At 45.3% G+C, this 17,308-nt stretch carries 15 protein-coding genes and 1 riboswitch; of the genes, 9 read left to right on the top strand and 6 right to left on the bottom strand.

All coding sequences use genetic code 11. The features are described 5' to 3' along the window. Positions 1-25 precede the first annotated feature (25 nt). Genes NW199_RS04500 through NW199_RS04490 form a run of 3 tightly spaced genes read right to left on the bottom strand, consistent with a single transcriptional unit; the run spans position 26 to position 3,053 of the window. Positions 26-1,231, bottom strand: coding sequence for a class I SAM-dependent rRNA methyltransferase (locus NW199_RS04500; RefSeq protein ID WP_258333755.1), 1,206 nt, complete (start codon positions 1,229-1,231; stop codon positions 26-28). A 10-nt stretch (positions 1,232-1,241) separates the two neighbouring features. Beyond that, a complete protein-coding gene (locus NW199_RS04495; protein ID WP_258333754.1) occupies positions 1,242-2,138 on the bottom strand; it encodes a lysophospholipid acyltransferase family protein in 897 nt (298 codons plus the stop codon). Positions 2,139-2,147: 9 nt separating this feature from the next. After that, complete coding sequence (locus tag NW199_RS04490) at positions 2,148-3,053, bottom strand: lysophospholipid acyltransferase family protein (protein WP_258333821.1); 906 nt, start codon at positions 3,051-3,053, stop codon at positions 2,148-2,150. Between the two features lie 145 nt (positions 3,054-3,198). On the opposite strand from NW199_RS04490, the gene metK reads away from it, so the two are divergent. After that, the gene (gene metK / locus NW199_RS04485) at positions 3,199-4,371 is read left to right on the top strand and encodes a methionine adenosyltransferase (protein ID WP_258333753.1); all 1,173 of its coding nucleotides are present in this window, start codon (positions 3,199-3,201) and stop codon (positions 4,369-4,371) included. A 56-nt stretch (positions 4,372-4,427) separates the two neighbouring features. Here metK and NW199_RS04480 read toward each other — a convergent pair whose 3' ends face one another. After that, on the bottom strand, positions 4,428-5,081 hold the full coding sequence (locus tag NW199_RS04480) for a nitroreductase family protein (protein WP_258333752.1): 654 nt from the start codon (positions 5,079-5,081) through the stop codon (positions 4,428-4,430). Between the two features lie 154 nt (positions 5,082-5,235). Between NW199_RS04480 and NW199_RS04475 the strand changes: the two genes are divergently transcribed. Continuing rightward, positions 5,236-6,609 carry a tryptophan--tRNA ligase gene (locus NW199_RS04475; protein ID WP_258333751.1) on the top strand — a complete coding sequence of 458 codons (1,374 nt, stop codon included), beginning with the start codon at positions 5,236-5,238 and terminating at the stop codon, positions 6,607-6,609. A gap of 41 nt (positions 6,610-6,650) precedes the next feature. After that, positions 6,651-6,728, top strand: a riboswitch (S-adenosyl-L-homocysteine riboswitch). A gap of 29 nt (positions 6,729-6,757) precedes the next feature. Further along, the gene (gene ahcY, locus NW199_RS04470; RefSeq protein ID WP_249091605.1) at positions 6,758-8,152 is read left to right on the top strand and encodes an adenosylhomocysteinase; all 1,395 of its coding nucleotides are present in this window, start codon (positions 6,758-6,760) and stop codon (positions 8,150-8,152) included. Between the two features lie 8 nt (positions 8,153-8,160). Here the strand turns inward: ahcY and NW199_RS04465 are convergent, their stop codons facing one another. Further along, complete coding sequence (locus NW199_RS04465) at positions 8,161-8,721, bottom strand: 5-formyltetrahydrofolate cyclo-ligase (RefSeq protein WP_258333750.1); 561 nt, start codon at positions 8,719-8,721, stop codon at positions 8,161-8,163. A 35-nt stretch (positions 8,722-8,756) separates the two neighbouring features. Here NW199_RS04465 and NW199_RS04460 point away from each other — a divergent pair, with 35 nt between their 5' ends. From NW199_RS04460 to ttcA, 4 genes are read left to right on the top strand one after another with little or no spacing between them, the layout of a single operon-like run. Further along, entirely contained in the window at positions 8,757-10,880 is a 2,124-nt protein-coding gene (locus NW199_RS04460) for a lytic transglycosylase domain-containing protein (RefSeq protein WP_258333749.1), read from the top strand. A 2-nt stretch (positions 10,881-10,882) separates the two neighbouring features. Next, complete coding sequence (locus NW199_RS08760; protein WP_309148114.1) at positions 10,883-11,959, top strand: tRNA nucleotidyltransferase/poly(A) polymerase-related protein; 1,077 nt, start codon at positions 10,883-10,885, stop codon at positions 11,957-11,959. Position 11,960: 1 nt separating this feature from the next. Further along, positions 11,961-12,344 (top strand): dihydroneopterin aldolase, encoded by a 384-nt coding sequence (locus tag NW199_RS04450; RefSeq protein ID WP_258333748.1) that lies wholly within the window; start codon positions 11,961-11,963, stop codon positions 12,342-12,344. Beyond that, positions 12,337-13,239, top strand: a complete 903-nt coding sequence (gene ttcA / locus NW199_RS04445; RefSeq protein ID WP_258333747.1) for a tRNA 2-thiocytidine(32) synthetase TtcA — start codon at positions 12,337-12,339, stop codon at positions 13,237-13,239. Before NW199_RS04450 ends, ttcA begins: the two co-directional genes overlap by 8 nt. On the opposite strand, the gene rsmI is transcribed toward ttcA, so the two are convergent. Further along, positions 13,236-14,144 carry a 16S rRNA (cytidine(1402)-2'-O)-methyltransferase gene (rsmI, locus tag NW199_RS04440; protein WP_258333746.1) on the bottom strand — a complete coding sequence of 303 codons (909 nt, stop codon included), beginning with the start codon at positions 14,142-14,144 and terminating at the stop codon, positions 13,236-13,238. The genes ttcA and rsmI overlap by 4 nt on opposite strands. 1 nt (position 14,145) lies before the next feature. Between rsmI and NW199_RS04435 the strand changes: the two genes are divergently transcribed. Further along, a complete protein-coding gene (locus NW199_RS04435; protein WP_258333745.1) occupies positions 14,146-15,429 on the top strand; it encodes a penicillin-binding protein activator in 1,284 nt (427 codons plus the stop codon). A 7-nt stretch (positions 15,430-15,436) separates the two neighbouring features. After that, positions 15,437-17,269 (top strand): ATP-binding cassette domain-containing protein, encoded by a 1,833-nt coding sequence (locus NW199_RS04430; RefSeq protein WP_258333744.1) that lies wholly within the window; start codon positions 15,437-15,439, stop codon positions 17,267-17,269. The last annotated feature ends 39 nt before the right edge of the window (positions 17,270-17,308 follow it).

Here is a 17,308-nt window from a genome sequence, read left to right as displayed (position 1 = left end):
AAAGTGCGGCTTTTCGGTCGCTTAATTAACGAAGCGTTAATTGTAGTCCTTTCAAATATTCGCCTTCAGGACAAGTCATCATTAAGGGGTGATCCGCTCCTGCCCCCAGTCTGGCAATCATCCAGGCTTCGCGTTTTGAATCGATAACCGCTCCAGCAATGACTTTCTGGAATAAATCCACGTCCATTGCTCCAGAACAGGAAAACGTCAACAAGTCTCCCCCGGGCGTAACTAACCGAAGTCCATTGAGGTTAATGTCCTTGTAGGCTCTGGCGGCACGATCAATATGCCTATGACTTGATGCGAACTTCGGTGGATCAAGAATAACTAAATCAAACGTTTCACCAGCCTCGCGAGCCTTTCTCAGATATTCAAATACATCGGCCTGTACCCACTTTGCTTTGCTGTCATCGAAACCATTTCGAGCAGCATTACGAGCAGCCATCGCGAGTGCCTCCGCAGAAGAATCCACTGATATCACTTCATCGGCTCCTCCAGCCAATAATGCAAGCGAAAAACCACCGGTGTAGCAGAAACAGTTCAAAGCCCTCATGCCTCGCCCCGTACGAGCTTTAAACTCATGAGCCAAGCGCTGGGCCAAAAAACGATTTTCTCGTTGATCAATATAAAAACCTGTCTTGTGCCCTTTCCGAACGTCAACACCATATCGGACGCCGTCTTCAACCACTTCAATTTCTTGAGGTGGTTCTTGTCCACGTAGAAGTTCTACTCGTTCAGCCAATCCCTCTCTGTGTCGGGTGGCAGCATCAGAGCGATCAAAAATTCCCTTTATTCCCGGAACACTCATCAAGACATCAGCAATAACATCTCGAAATGCCTCAACGCCTGCCGCTTGGAATTGCGTCACAAACCAATCTCCGTAACGGTCAACGACCAATCCCGGCAATTGATCTGCCTCTCCAAATATCACCCGCACCGCGCTTGTTCTTGCAAAAAGGGATTGTCTTGCGATCAACGCTTTTTTTATTTTCGTCTCTATCCACAAAGCATCAATCTGCTCGCTTTCGTCAAATGACCAGCAACGAGCTCTCAGAGTGGAATCTTTAGAATACGCGGCCCAAGCTAAAAAACGCCCATCATAGGAACAGACTCGAACCGTGTCTCCACTAACCGCTTTTCCCGTTAACTTTTGAACCGCAGTATCGTAAACCCACGGATGACGACGCAAAAGCGAACGCTCCTTTCCCTTTTTTAAAATTAAATCCGTCATTTCAATCTCGTTATTGATATAAAGAAGCCTCTCCCTCAGGGCGAGTTTTAAAGCGCCTATGAGTCCACATGTACTGGTCCGGATATTTTCTAATCCACTCTTGCAGTACTTGTGTCACTCTCAACGTATCGGCTTCATAATCGTCCGTCGGAAAGTTTTCCCAAAGATCTGTTGAATGTACCTGATAGCCAGTTTCTGTCATTTCAGCCACAAGCATGATGACCTTAGCCTTAGTAAGCTTGGCCAATCTTGAAGCCATCGGAAGCGTGGCCGCAGGAATACCGAAAAAAGGAACAAAAATGCTATTTCGCTTGCCGTGATCCATATCCGGCAAGTAGTAAAACGGGAAACCATCTCGCATCGCGCGAATAATCGGACGCAAATCGTGATGAGTTCCCTTGGCAATCAAAATAGGATCACTGAAACGTTTTCTACCGTCAAAAGCCGCCTTATCCCAAACAGGATTGGTCTGACGCTGATATAAGGAAACACCTCTAACGTAAAGGTTAAGAGCAATCCCGCTCGCATCAAGTCCAGCAAAATGCGGGGCGATTACGATTAAAGGACGATTTTCTGTATTCGTAATTCTTTCAATGACACCATCATCAAAGCGAACAAATTGCCGAACCTGCTCGGCACTTCCTTTCCACAAAACGCTATGATCCAAAGCTGCTCTGGCCAATCTGAAAAAACATTGCTTAGCGACCTGTTCCCGTTTACTTTCACTCCAATCCGGAAAACACAATTTCAGATTGGTCAATGCCACCTTTCTTCGCTTAGGCACAACATGCCAAAAAAGCCAAGCCACAACCCTTGCAGCCTTAGCTCTGGAAGAAGGTGACCAATTGGCCATCATATCAACGACGGCTAACCAAATGTGAGTGAAAAAATTCAAAATCGGCTGCATTCTTCTCTCTTATTGTTCACGTTGGACTCCACGGGGACATTTATAACGCTTATATGACCATAAATACTGTTCTGGACAAGACAATATCGTCTTTTCAATCAAACAATTCATCGCTGTAGCATCCTGCTTTTCATCTCCGGTGAGAGAATAATCCCAATTTTCAACGTGCATACTCCAACCTTCGCTCTCTCTTTGCATCCTCGCCATGATCACTTGTGCTTTGAACTGTTTTGCCAACTTCAAAGGAAAAGTCATGGTATAAGCCTTTTCACCAAATAATGGAACCCAGACGCCTTCGCCGTGAGAAGGCACCTGGTCGGGCAATACACCGGCAATTCCCCCAGATTTCATGATTCTAAGAATTTGACGAACACCCTTGAGATCTGCGCTAGCGGGGACAATATTTTCCGAGACGCGCCCCTGTCCAACAATATTGCGCAAGTAGCTTTTCCTAGGAACTCGATAAAGAATTGCGAACTGACGATCTGTGCCTTTAAGCCAGCGCTCGGCAATCATCATGGGTCCTACTTCGTAGCAACCAATATGAGGAGTCAAAAAGACAATAGGACGCCCGCTTCCCAGTGCTTCCTCTAAAAGTGGAATAGATTCATCATCTATTGTGCATTTAGCAAGGACCTCTTGACGGCTTCTCCCCCACACCCAAGGCGCTTCTACAGCCTGAGCGCCCTGTTCACGTGCCACAACTCGAGCCATTTCGGGAGAATAAATCCCGGCTCTTGACAGATTACGGCGAATTTCCTCTCGGTAAGCGCTATCAAACCGATAAATAAGCGTACCGACCAACCGCCCGACAGAACGTAAAAAGTTAAGGGGCAAACGTGAGATTAAATAAATTAAGAATTCCATGAGAAGGATTTTGCCAAACTTTTCGGGAAACAGACTTGATTTTTCCATCAGCGAGAGTAGCATATCGGATCACGCCGAGTTAAGGACAACTTGCGGGGCGTAACAAATACCGCTAAAGCGTCAGCCGCATTCCGGATCTTTCCGCGGTGGACGCTCGTTCCACAGGATCTCACTTCAAAAGGAATGTAGCACCATGGATTCTTATTTATTTACTTCCGAATCGGTCTCTGAAGGCCATCCGGATAAGGTTGCAGACCAAATTTCCGATGCCATTCTTGATGCCATTTTGGCTCAAGACCCTTATAGCCGTGTAGCAGCTGAGACGCTTTGCAACACCGGCTTAGTCGTTTTGGCCGGTGAAATTACCACTCAAGCTAATGTGGACTATATCGACATTGCTCGTGAAACATTAAAACGCATTGGCTATGACAACTCGGAATACGGCATTGATCACAAGGGTTGCTCAGTTTTAGTCGGTTACGACAAACAATCCAACGACATTGCTCAAGGTGTTGATCGTGCAAGCGACGATTACCTTGAACAAGGCGCCGGAGACCAAGGCTTAATGTTCGGTTATGCCTGCGATGAAACGCCGACTTTGATGCCTGCAGCCATTTACTACGCTCATCGCTTGGTTCAACAACAATCTATCGTCCGCCGCAACGGCACACTTGACTTCTTGCGCCCGGATGCAAAGAGCCAAGTAACGCTTCGCTATGAAAACGGCAAACCTGTTGCGATTGACACCGTCGTTTTGTCCACCCAGCATCATCCTCGTATGAGCGACGGCAACAAAATGAAGCCCGAATTCATCGAAGCCGTTATCGAACACATTATTAAGCCTGTTCTGCCTCAAGAGTGGCTTAAAAACACTCGCTTTTTAATCAACCCGACGGGACGCTTTGTCGTAGGCGGTCCTCAAGGCGACTGCGGCTTAACCGGTCGAAAGATTATTGTGGATACATACGGCGGTGCCTGCCCGCATGGCGGCGGCGCTTTCTCCGGCAAAGATCCTTCCAAGGTTGACCGCTCTGCAGCTTACGCCTGCCGTTATGTAGCCAAGAATATTGTTGCCGCCGGTTTAGCTTCCCGCTGCCAGGTTCAGGTCTCTTACGCTATCGGCGTTGCTCAACCGATCAACGTCACAGTGCGTACTTTCGGCACCGGTAAGATCGCTGATGATAAGATCGCTGAATTGGTTCGCCGTCACTTTGATTTGCGTCCGCGCGGCATTATCCAAATGTTGGATTTGCTTCGTCCTATCTATTCCAAGACGGCCGCCTATGGTCACTTCGGTCGAGAAGAACCCGAATTTACCTGGGAACGTACAGACAAAGCCGAACTCTTAAAGGCCGATGCCTTCTAATCACTTAGTGCATTGCTGAAAATTGCCTCAATCCGATAACAGATTGAGGCAATTTTTTAAATCTCTTCGAATAGGTCTTCTTTACTTAAACGTGATTTGGGTCGTTTGGCATTGCTGTCATCTTCAGCTCTATACCCAAGACTTACCGCCACAACACTTCTCAGACCGCGTTTGCGTAAACCTAATATCTCATCAAGCTTATCAAAATCAGCCCCTTCCAAAGCTGTCGAATCAATTCCCATACCGGCAGAGGCAAAAAGAATAAATCCCAAGGCAATATAGGCTTGAGCCGTTTCCCAAGCTAAAGTATCTGAGACAGAATGACTGTGCAGCCCTACAAAATGCCGGCGCCCTGCATCCAAGCCCTCAATTACAGACTCTTTTGCATAACGACCATCGGCAATCTCTTTATTAAGTACCTTTTGCAAGTGCTCTTCTGAAACTTTTTCAGGAACAGCGAAAACAATAATGTCGCTGGCCTTCGCTATTCTTTCCTGGTTAAAGTCTAAAAAGCCCTCCATAATCCTATCCTTAGCTTCTTTACTGCTGGCAACAATAAATTTCCAGGATTGAGCATTCACCGATGAAGGAGCTAAGCGTAGGATTTCTAACAATTCATTGAATTGTTCCCGTGGAATTTTTTTCCCACTGTAATGTTTTGTCGTGTAGCGCTCCTGAGCGATTTGGAGCATTTTGTTTTCCATTGACATTGTTCAGTCCTCCCAATAGCGTACTGATTTCAGTTTAACTTTCGTTAAACGTTTTGGGAACTCTTTTTTCTTTTGCTTACTGATGGCTTTTGACCTTTGCCAAACAGAGCCATACAATCTAGAGATTTTAAATTTCTCTGTATTTGGGATAAAAATGACCACTCGAGTATTAACAGGAATCAATACGACCGGCACGTTACACATCGGCAACTACGTCGGTGCTATACGTCCGGCCATTCAAGCTAGCCACAATAAGGACGTTCAAAGCTTTTTCTTCATGGCAGACCTGCACGCGCTCATCAAGTGCCAAGATCCGGATCGAATTGAACGCTCCCGCCTTCAGATTGCAGCGACTTGGTTGGCCGCTGGTTTGGATCCTTCACACGTCATTTTTTATCGCCAAAGTGACATTCCTGAAATCCCGCAACTGAGTTGGATGCTCACCTGTGTTACGTCCAAAGGTCAAATGAACCGAGCTCATGCATACAAAGCTGCATTGGAAGCCAATGTAGAAAATGCAGAAGACCCTGACGCCGGTATTTCCATGGGACTTTACAGCTACCCCATTTTGATGGCAGCCGATATTTTGATGTTCAATGCTCACAAGGTTCCCGTCGGCAAAGACCAAATCCAACACTTGGAAATGGCTCGTGACGTTGCAACGCGCTTCAATTATCTGTATGCCACAGAAGATCACCCCTTCTTCGTGATGCCGGAAGCTGTCGTAGATGAAACGCACGAAGTACTCCCTGGGCTTGACGGTCGGAAGATGAGTAAGAGCTATAACAACGTTATTCCTCTCTTTGAAGGCGGCAGTAAAGCGTTGAAAGAAGCTATTGCTGGAATTAAAACAGACTCAAAACTTCCTGGCGAGCCGAAGGACCCGACGTCAACATCCTTGACCGCCATCTATGAAGCTTTCTCCACGCCTGAAGAATACGAAAAATTCTGCTCACGCCTTAAAGCAGGTCTCGGGTGGGGCGAGGCCAAGCAAGAACTTTTTGAAAAAATAGAATCCGAAATTGGTCCGATGCGTACCAAATATGAAGAGCTAATGAAGCATCCGGAACAAATCGAAGCCATTTTGCAAGAAGGTGCTCGTAAAGCCCGTGAAATTGCCGTTCCCTTTATGCAGAAGGTTCGGCAAGCCGTCGGACTCAGAAATTTTGCTCATTTTGGTGAAATGCAACGTAAAACCACCGAAAAGAAAAAAGTTTCTTTACCTGTTTTTAAACAATATCGTGAGAAAGACGGCAAGTTCTACTTTAAGCTGACGAGTGCCTCGGGTAAAGAACTTTTGCAGAGTATCGCTTTCGATAGCGGTAAAGACTGCGGTCGCGTGGTTGCCTCTTTGAAATGCTCTGGTCTTTGTGATGACTCTTCTGTCATCGCGGTTATCAAGGATGGTGAAAGCGTTACGGTAAAGTGCGTGCAGCTTTGTCCTGGTGTAAGCCGTGAAGAAATTCAAAGCGCTTTATGTGCCATTCGATCCGCTGAAGAAGAAAAACAAAAAAAGAATGCACAGTAACAATTAAGGGAGAAAGCCTTTAAAAGGCTTTCTCTATTGTTTTTCTCAAGGAGCGTTGCGAGACTATCAGCACTGATAGCTCCCAGGCTTGAGACAAATCCTAACGGCGCTCACACAACGTAAATACTTTAAAGTTGGAGACTTTTTGATGAGTACGCCTTACATTATTGCCGACATCGGCTTGGCCGACTGGGGCAGAAAAGAAATTCAAATCGCTGAAACGGAAATGCCCGGATTGATGGCTATTCGTGAAGAATATGCAGCCGCCCAACCCTTAAAAGGAGCGCGCATTTCCGGTTCCCTTCACATGACGATCCAAACCGCCGTTTTAATTGAAACACTGGTGGCATTGGGTGCTCAAGTTCGTTGGGCCAGTTGCAACATTTTCTCAACTCAAGATCATGCAGCCGCCGCTATTGCAGCCGATGGCGTTCCTGTTTTTGCCGTTAAAGGTGAGAGCGTAAACGATTATTGGGAATACACCCATAAGATCATGGAATGGGATGACGGCGGTTACTCCAATATGATTTTAGACGATGGTGGTGATGCCACATTGCTTTTGCATCTAGGCGCTCAAGCAGAAGAGGATCATTCTGTCATTGAACATCCGAAGAGTGATGAAGAAACCGCTCTTTTTGCCGCTATCGATCGCCATCTAAAAGAAGATCCGCATTGGTATTCCAAACGTATTGTCCACATTAAAGGTGTGAGCGAAGAAACGACCACCGGCGTGCACCGTTTGTATCAAATGGCTGCCAAAGGCACGTTGCGTTTCCCCGCTATGAACGTCAATGATTCTGTTACGAAATCCAAGTTCGACAACCTCTACGGTTGCCGTGAATCACTCGTTGATGGCATTAAGCGTGCAACAGACGTCATGATCGCCGGCAAAGTGGCGGTCGTCGTCGGCTACGGCGATGTGGGCAAGGGTTGTGCTCAAGCACTTCGCGCACTGGCTGCCCAAGTTTGGGTCGTTGAAGTTGATCCCATCTGTGCGCTCCAAGCGGCCATGGAAGGTTATCGTGTTGTAACGATGGATTGGGCTGCCGATAAGGCCGATATTTTCGTAACAGCCACCGGCAATATCAACGTGATCACGCACGATCACATGATTCGAATGAAAAACGAAGCCATCGTTTGTAATATCGGACACTTTGACAGCGAAATTGATGTCGCCAGTATGCGCCAATACAAGTGGGAAAATATCAAACCCCAAGTTGATCACATTGTTCTGCCCTCCGGCAACAAGATTATTTTGTTAGCAGAAGGCCGCCTCGTGAACCTAGGTTGCGCCACAGGTCACCCGAGTTATGTGATGTCGAGCTCTTTTGCCAATCAAACGTTGGCTCAAATTGAGCTCTTTACCAACACAGATAAATATCCGGTGGGCGTTTATGTTTTGCCGAAGATTTTGGATGAAAAAGTGGCTCGTCTGCAGCTTAAAAACTTCAATGCTCAATTGTCTGAGCTGACCGATGAACAAGCCGCCTATATCGGCGTTCCGAAGGAAGGTCCTTATAAGAGCGATGCATACCGCTACTAACTAGCTCTCTATCTGCAAGACGGCTTCACCACCCACGTGAAGCCGTTTTCACATACCCAACCGGATAACGCTCTGTCATGGGTTTCGTGCACAAAAGTCTTACAAATAAAGGAAGCCGGCACAACCCCTATGGTTAATTCAAAATGCTGACTGCTGAGCATCCGATCGTACCATCCCCCACCGTATCCCAATCTGTACCCATCGAGGTCGACAGCAACACAAGGAATTAACAAACACTGAGGACAAAGAACCTCAGAGGCTAAAGGGGCAGGGATTCCGTATTGATCCGGAGATAAACTTTGACCAAACCGCCAAGATGCAAAGGTCATGTCATTATTTAAAATCCTGGGGAGGGCCAATGTTTTAATCGCGCCTTCACTTTGCAACTCAAGCAGAACCGACCGGATATCAATTTCATTCTTAATTGGATAGTATAGCCCTACACAGTCGTAACGGTTTTGTTTGAAAAAAGAGTAAAGATAAACGCTGATTTTCTCAGTTTCATCCCTTAAATCCATGTCACGACGCTTTCTTAGACACTCTTTTCTGAAAAAAGATTTTTCAAACATGACTGATCAGTTCGTTTTTGATTAAAGTATCGTTTATGCAGTTTAAAACAATTTTGACCCGTTACCTGACAGTCATCCGACACTCAATATTTTTATTGGGCAGTCTTTTTGTGTGCCAATCAGCAGTTCTTGCCCAAACGGTTGATTCCATTGACAGTGCAAAAATTTTAAAGTCACCAAAACCGGAAAATAACGTTGAACTTATTTCGTTTTTACAAGAAGCTAACGACTCGGAAAAGTTTCTTTTTTTCCGTGAAGCTTTTGAAAAACAAAAAATTCATCTTTTTAAAAATCCAACACAGTATTTTGACGAAGAGTTTCCCCTTATTGACTATGTTCAGGCATGGTTTTTATTGTCTCAAGCTCAACAGCAGCCAAAGGACCTAAACACCCAAAACGAGATTCAAAATTTCCTCATCAAACACAAAAATGACTACATTGCCGAGTGGCTTAGAACCGATTGGTTACTGGTCATGGCCTCTTATTGGAACGAGCACAACCAATGGAAAACATTTAATTCCGAGCGCAAGCAATTGCTATGGAACAAATCCGACCCCAATATTGTCTGTTGGGATCTGTATCACACCATTTCAAGCAGAAAAACTATTTCGAAAAATTTGGCTAATGAAGCGCTTTCAATTATCAACGCTCCCCAATACAAGGGCAATAATATTTGCCGAAAGGTTTCAAGTGCCTTAATTAAGAAAGTTCCTTCTACCGCTTTTACACGTCTCGTAATCCTAATCCAGCAAGGCCGAATCTCAGAGGCAAGAAGTGTTTTAAACACACTTATTCAGAAAAAACGTCTGCCGGCACGAGCTTCGCGATTAGCGTTTAATAGCCCCGCCAAATGGTATCGAACCTACCGTAACAAATTGGCTACTCAAAACAAACATGTTCGGCTGATTGCCGCCTATCGTCTAACATCCGTTGACATCGATCAGTCAGTTCGCGTAGCCAATTCCCTAAACGGTAAGCTCAATAAGGCAGAAAAAAGCGCTTTATGGGGACGATTAGGCTACGTGGGAGCCATCAATCACAACCCAAACGCACTTCAGTGGTACGCCAAAGGCGGACAATCCGTTTGTTCAGGTCCATACAGTGCGTTGCCCAGTGACTGCATTCAATGGCAAGCCAGAGCGGCACTGAGAATTAGGGACTGGAAAAAACTCAATCACTTTATTGCAAACATGCCGGCCAATATGGCCAAACAAGAAAATTGGGCCTATTGGCGAGGACGCGCGTTAGTTGAAATCGGTCACCCGGAACAGGCTCCACAATATTGGCAAAGCATTTCTACCAAGAGAACCTTTTACGGTAAATTGGCTTCAGAAGCACTGGGGCAATCCTTTTACTACTCAGGCAACAAAACGGTTGAGGCTACACCTGAAGCAATCGATTCCATGGGTAAAAATCCCAGCCTGCAGAGAGCAAAATACTTTTATGACATAGGACTTTTTGTCGAAGGAAATAGAGAGTGGCAATGGGGAATCCGTACAATGAACGCTCCAGAACTATTGGCTGCCGCACAATGGGCTGAAAAGCATTCTCTTTTGCACCGCGCTATTAATACCGCCATTAAAGTCGCAGAGCATTATCCGCTCGAACACGAGTTGCTTTACCCTCGCCCCTTTGAAGATGAAATCGAGGAATTCGCGGAAAAAGCCGAAATTGATGATAACTGGGTATACGGGCTCATGCGTCAAGAATCTCGCTTTATCGCTGCGGCCAAATCCAATGTCGGCGCCAACGGCCTGATGCAAATCATGCCCGCTACAGCAAAATGGATCTCCAAACAATTGGAAATCGAGGACTTCAAGCCTGAAAAAATTTACGAGATTGAAACCAACATCTATTTTGGAACTTCGTACCTTCGTTCTTTGCTAAATCGCTTGGACAATAAGCTTATTCTTGCTACAGCCGGATACAATGCGGGGCCCAATCGAGCCAGCCGCTGGCAACAATCTTTACCGCAAGTCTCCGAAGGGGCCATCTTTATCGAAACCATCCCCTTTACGGAAACACGCCACTACGTGCAAAATGTACTGGCCAATACGGTTGAATACGCCTATGAACAAGATCAAAAAATCACCTCATTTAGACGATGGCTTGGTGAAATAGATCCCAAGGCAGACACTACCACTGAAGAAAAAATTTAGTTATGCATATTTATCTTGTTGGCGGTTATGTCCGCGATTTGTATTTGACTCAGGAACTCGGTTATCCCGAAACGAAAGGAGATCGAGATTGGGTTGTTGTCGGCGCTACCGCTCAGGATTTATTGGATAGAGGCTTTCTGCCGGTCGGAAAAGATTTCCCAGTATTTTTACATCCCCAAACACACGAAGAATACGCGCTGGCCCGCACAGAAAGAAAAGTAGCTCCGGGATATCACGGCTTTACGTTTCACGCATCCAAGGACGTCACGCTTGAAGAGGATCTTAAGAGAAGAGATCTGACGATTAATGCCATGGCGCTTGATGGTAAAACATTGATAGATCCTTACGGTGGCCTTACCGACATCCGGACAAAAACATTGCGGCATGTGTCCGAGGCTTTTAAAGAAGACCCCGTCCGCATATTGCGGATCGCTCGCTTCAAGGCTAAGTTGCCGGAGTTCAGTATCGCTACAGAAACACAACAATTGCTCAATGAAATGGTAGCCAATGGTGAGGCTGACAGCTTGATTGCAGAACGAGTGTTTCTTGAAATGCGAAAAACATTAAAAGAAAAGTCACCATCTCAATTCGTGACTGTTTTACGTTCCTGTGGATTATGGAAACGTTTTTTCTTCGATTTACCTATCAGCCAAAATATTTTGGATCGTTTGGATCAAAACACTGATATTCCGGAATCGGAAAAATTTGTATTGCTGACCCATTGCGAAGACAATCCCGCACAGATAAAAGCTTTTATCACTCGATTGAAACCACCGGCCGAAATCATTGATTTGATTAACCTTTGGAATAAACTCAAAGGTTGTTTCGTTAAGACAGATTCTGAAAGTGTTTTGAAACTCATTGAAATGTGCGATGCGGTGAGAAGACCGGAAAGATTAAATCACGTTTTGCATTTGGCTCAAATTGTCTATGACTTAAAAATTGATGTTTGGCAAAACGCCTTTGATCGAATCAAGCATATAGACTACGCACAAATTGCCGCCTCTTGTTTGGATAAATCCAAGATAGGAGAGGCTATACATCAAGCACGATTACTTGCAATTGAGGAGTGCAACTGAGATGTGTTGGTACACAGATCCATTGCTTAAAACTTGTCGTCATATCGTCATCAAAGATATTCAAAAAAATATCTCTATAGGGGCGTATGAACATGAAATGCATGGCAAACAACCCGTCATTATCAATGTCGAAGTGTTTGTGCAGACAGAAAACGAAAAAGATCAGTTGGACAATGCATACAACTATGATGAAGTGATTCAGACTATTGACGCGGTCCTACAAAGCGGTCACATTTGTCTGCAAGAAACTCTAATTGACAAGATTGCCAATAAACTTTTAAATAATCAGCTTGTTTTGGCCGTTCTCGTCAGAAGTGAGAAAACCCAAGCCTATCCCAATGTAAAAAGTGCTGCAGTAGAAATCTTCAGGACTCGACATGACTGATAAAAAAATTATCCCCATCATCGAAGACAGCGCCATTGTCATTGAAAATGACTTGGATACACCTGTCAATGAAGAAAAAAAGACCAAAAAATCTGTCGCCGAAAAAAAGAATGAAAAACGCATCATGCGCTTGGCCGGAAAAGCTATCGCAGAATTTGGCATGATTGAAGGCGGCGACAAAGTCATGGTTTGCATGTCCGGAGGCAAAGACAGTTACGTGTTGCTTGACGTTTTGATGAAACTTCAAAAAAGGGCTCCTGTTCCTTTTGAATTAATCGCCCTAAATGTTGATCAACATCTGCCGAACTTTCCCAAAGAGGTTATTCCCAACTATCTGGAAAAGATTGGTGTGCCCTACCATATCGAAGATCAAGACACGTGGTCAATTGTCAAGCGCGTCATACCGGAAGGAAGAAATGTCTGTTCAGTCTGTTCACGCCTTCGTCGGGGGATTATTTATCGAGTTGCCAAAGAACTTGGGGTTACAAAAATCGCACTGGGTCACCACATGGATGATATCGTCAGCACATTACTGCTGAACATGTTTTACGGTGGAAGACTCAAAGGAATGCCTCCCATTTTAAGAAGTGATGACGGCCAAAACGTCATCATTCGACCGCTAGCCTATGTTCGGGAATATGAAATCGAACGTTGGATCAAGTACCGTGACTACCCGATTATTTCTAAAGAAATTTGTAGGAAAATTGAAAATAAAAAACGAGCAGAAATCAAGGCTCTGATGCGTGAATGGGATCAAAAATACGACAGCAGAATCTACAACATTCTTATGAGTATGACTCGCGTAGCCCCTTCTCATTTGATGGATAAATCCATCTACGACTTCAAAGCACTGATCCCAGATGCTTTGAAAGACAAATCTGTTGAGGAACTCTAGGCATTTTCCTTTTCGGACAAAAGCCAGCGATAGATTTCATCACGTGTACTGCCGACGATTTTGGCCGCTGTTGCAGCGGCTTTGGATGCTGACATTGCCGAAGCCAGCGCACGGATCCATTTTTTGTCCTTTTCGTTAAGTTGAAAGGCTTCTGACTGAGGCGCGACATCAACCAAAATCACATATTCGCCCCTCGGTTCATGATGTTGCGACCATGCACAAAGTTCTTTGGCTGGCATCACAGAGAAGGTTTCAAATTTTTTAGTCAACTCTCTTGCCACAACAATACGCCTCTCAGGCTGTGCCAGTTCTCCTAAATCATTGAGAACATCTTTAATTCGGTGAGGCGCTTCATATAAAACAAAACTATCCGATTGTCCGACAAGAGAAGTCAATGCCTCATGTCTAGCCTTGGTTTGTGGTGGCAAGAAACCCACAAAATGGAAACCTGCAGGCTCTAAACCTGCCGCTGACAAAGCAGTAATAACAGCGCTTGCTCCGGGAATCGGAATGACGCGGAACCCATGTTTAATCACTTCTCGAACGAGTCTGGCTCCCGGATCTGAAACCGCCGGTGTTCCCGCATCCGTCACCATAGCTACTTTTTCGCCCTTTTGCAGTCGTTCAATTATCATATGGGACTGAGCAATTTCATTGTGTTCCCGAACACTTACAGTCGGAACAGAAATAGAAAATCGCTCTAAAAGTTTTTTGGTTTCTCGTGTATCTTCGGCTGCGATAATATCTGCGCCAGCGAGTACCCATAGTGCCCTGAGAGTAATATCGGCGGCATTTCCTATCGGAAGACCCACAACATACAATGTGGAGTCAGGGAGGGTCTGTGACTCGAGACCAGCCATTTGCATTAATAATTGTTCCGACCATTGATTAGATTTGGATTGCATCGTGAGAACTCGTTCTATTATCCGTTTTCTTTGTTTGGCTATTGTAGCGAGCTTTAGTTCGCTGAGCTCAGCTCAACAAGCTGTCTCTTTTGCTGTTTCTGAATCAGGCTTTGTTCCCACAACCTCAGAACAAAAGTTGAAGATAGCCGTATTAATGCCGCAAGTTGATAATCCTCTAACCGTCTTTGCCAATTCAATTGTCAACGGTATCAAGGCCGAGAATTCGCAACAATCCTCTCCGTATGAAATCATCCTGTTGCCGAGAAAAGCGGGGCAAAGCGCTTTATCTCACTTGCAGGATGCCGCTTTGATGGGTGCAGTAGCAGCGATAGGACCAGTGAGTCGCGATGATGTCAATGAAATTTCTCTTTTGCCGTTTTTGCCGCTTCCGGTCGTTTCATTAAATTTGCCGCAAAATGGCGTCTCTTCACCGGAATTGATGATGAATTACTCTCTTTCACAAGAAGAAGAGGCTAAACAAATCACATCCATCGCCATTAAAGCTCTTCCCATCGGTACCGATGGCGTTATTCCCAGTGTCGCTATTTTTGAAGCAGACTCTCCGCTGGAGCATCGAATCGCCGATACGTATGCCAAACAATTACAGGCAGCCAATATCCCCTTTACTCGGCAGACACTAACTGAAGAGCTCATGGCTCAATCTAAGTTTTACAGCATCGAAAACAGCTCTATTCCCAAACCAACTCTTGAGAAGTTGCCGGATGCGACTGAAGATCCTTATGGTTACCAACGCGTAAAGTTGCGCAATGAACGTTTGATGGCACAATACAGAGCAAAAGTCGAATTTGAAGAAGCACCTTATCAGGCCGCTTTTTTGGCCATGGATGCTCGAACGGCGGCTCTCGTAAAGCCCCGCCTTCCACGAACAACACGAGTATGGGGCACAAGCATGATTAATCCCGGCAATACGGAACAAAGCGTTACAGCTTCGCTGACCTATGACCTTCAAAACGCCGGTTTTGTCGACTCCCCTTTGGTTGTTCGTTACAACGATGCTGATTTCAAGGCAAGTTTTGGTGTTAATCCGCCCGCCTCTTTACTTGAACGCAGACTTTTTGCTTTTGGTGTTGATGCCTATCGTTTAGCTTGCGTTTGGATGAAGTGGCAACCAGACATCCATATGGATGGAACGACGGGCACGTTATCGTTCAGACAAGGACTAACGGCCAATGTTGAACGTATTGCCCAGCCTGCCATGATTTTAAATGGGAAAATTGAAACGCTAACCGCTGAGCAACTTGCCCAACCTCTACAACGCCCATAAATCATTTATGACCACCTTGTTGACACTTCAGGACGCCGAATTGGCTTTCGGCGATCAGCCCCTTTTGGATCACGCCAACCTCACCGTGATGGACGGTGAGAGAATTGGTGTCATTGGACGCAATGGCACGGGAAAAAGCTCTCTTTTGCGCGTTATCGCCGGAGCAGACAAACTTGATGATGGCTCTAAAACGGTCATGGATGGACTGGGAATTGCCTATGTTGAGCAGGAACCCTTTTTACCTGAAGCCAATACACTCAGAGAATCTCTCATTTTGCGTGGAAAACTTAACGAAGAAAATGATGAGCAGATAAAGTGGCGGCAAATTGCACGGCTTGATGAGTACTTACATCGTTTTGAACTTGACGGTGACAGACCTCTGCAGGGAGCCAGCGGAGGAGAGAAAAAACGCGCCGCTTTAGCACTCGCTTTTACCCAAAACAAAGATCTCCTTCTTTTGGACGAACCGACCAATCATTTGGATATTGATGCCATTTTGATTCTGGAAGAGTTAATTAAATCAGAATATCGAGGCTCTAAATCCTTAATGGTGATCACTCATGACAGAGCGTTCTTGGACTCTGTCAGCACCCGCATTATTGAGTTGGATCGAGGGGTTCTCAGAAGTTACCCCGGAAATTTCGAAGCGTATGAAAACCGAAAAGAGCAGGAACTGGCGGCTGAAGATATTGCTCGCAGAAAATTTGATAAGTTTTGGGCTCAGGAAGAAGTCTGGATACGAAAAGGGATTGAAGCGCGAAGAACCAGAAACGAAGGTCGGGTAAGGCGACTGGAGCGCTTGCGTGAAGAACGTGCCGCCAGACGAGATCGTTTGGGACAAATCAATCTCAATATTGATGCCGGCATGAAAAGCGGCAAGATTGTGGCTGAGTTGGAAAAGGTCAGCTTGGCTTTTGGCGATAAAATCATTGTCAAAGATTTGAATTTCAGGTTATTAAGAGGAGACCGTTTAGGTTTAGTCGGTCACAACGGTGTTGGTAAAAGTACCTTGATTTCTCTTATTTTGGGGAAACGCCAGCCTGACAGCGGAACAATCAAACTGGGAACCAACCTGCAAATCGCTTATTTTGACCAATTGCGAGCCCAATTAGATCCCAATAAAACCGTGGCCGAAACCATTTCACCGGGTAGTGAGTGGATTGAAGTGGGCGGCTCAAAGAAACACATCATGGCCTACCTTGGCGATTTTCTCTTTCCGCCAAGAAGAGCCAATGTTCCGGTTTCCAATTTATCCGGAGGCGAACGCAACCGTCTGCTTCTCGCTCGATTATTCGCTCTGCCAGCCAATTTGCTTGTGTTAGACGAACCGACTAACGATCTGGATATCGATTCTTTGGAGTTACTTGAGCAAACACTCCAAAACTATCCCGGCACTCTGATTCTTGTCAGTCATGATCGAAGATTTCTGGACAATGTTGTAACGGAAGTTTTGGCTCCCGAAGGCAATGGCCTTTGGCGAGAATATGTTGGCGGCTACTCAGATTGGCAACACTACAAACCGAAAGTAGAGTCAGCTGTTAAAAAGGCTGAGATCGCTGACAAAGTTGTACCAAAAAAGCCTAAACAGACCAAAATCAAATTAAGCTACAAAGAAAATAAAGAATTGGAGACCTTGCCTGAACACCTGATGCAGTTGGAAGCCGAGCGAGACGAGTTAATTTCGTCAATGAATGCTCCAGATTATTACACGAGCCATAATGCTCAAGAGATCAAAGAACAAACGGAGTTCCTTCAAAACTTAGAAACGCAAATTAATCAGGGCTACCAACGTTGGGAAGAGCTAGAAAATAAAAGAGCCCTTGCCGAAAGCACTAAATAAGAATCTATATCATTTATAAAAACTATCAAGATTTAATTT

The organism is Parasutterella secunda, from assembly GCF_024733725.1.
GTDB classification, from domain to species: domain Bacteria; phylum Pseudomonadota; class Gammaproteobacteria; order Burkholderiales; family Burkholderiaceae_F; genus Aphodousia; species Aphodousia faecalis.
Note: the sequence above shows the minus strand (reverse complement) of the source record. Positions and strands in the feature narration are given on the sequence as shown.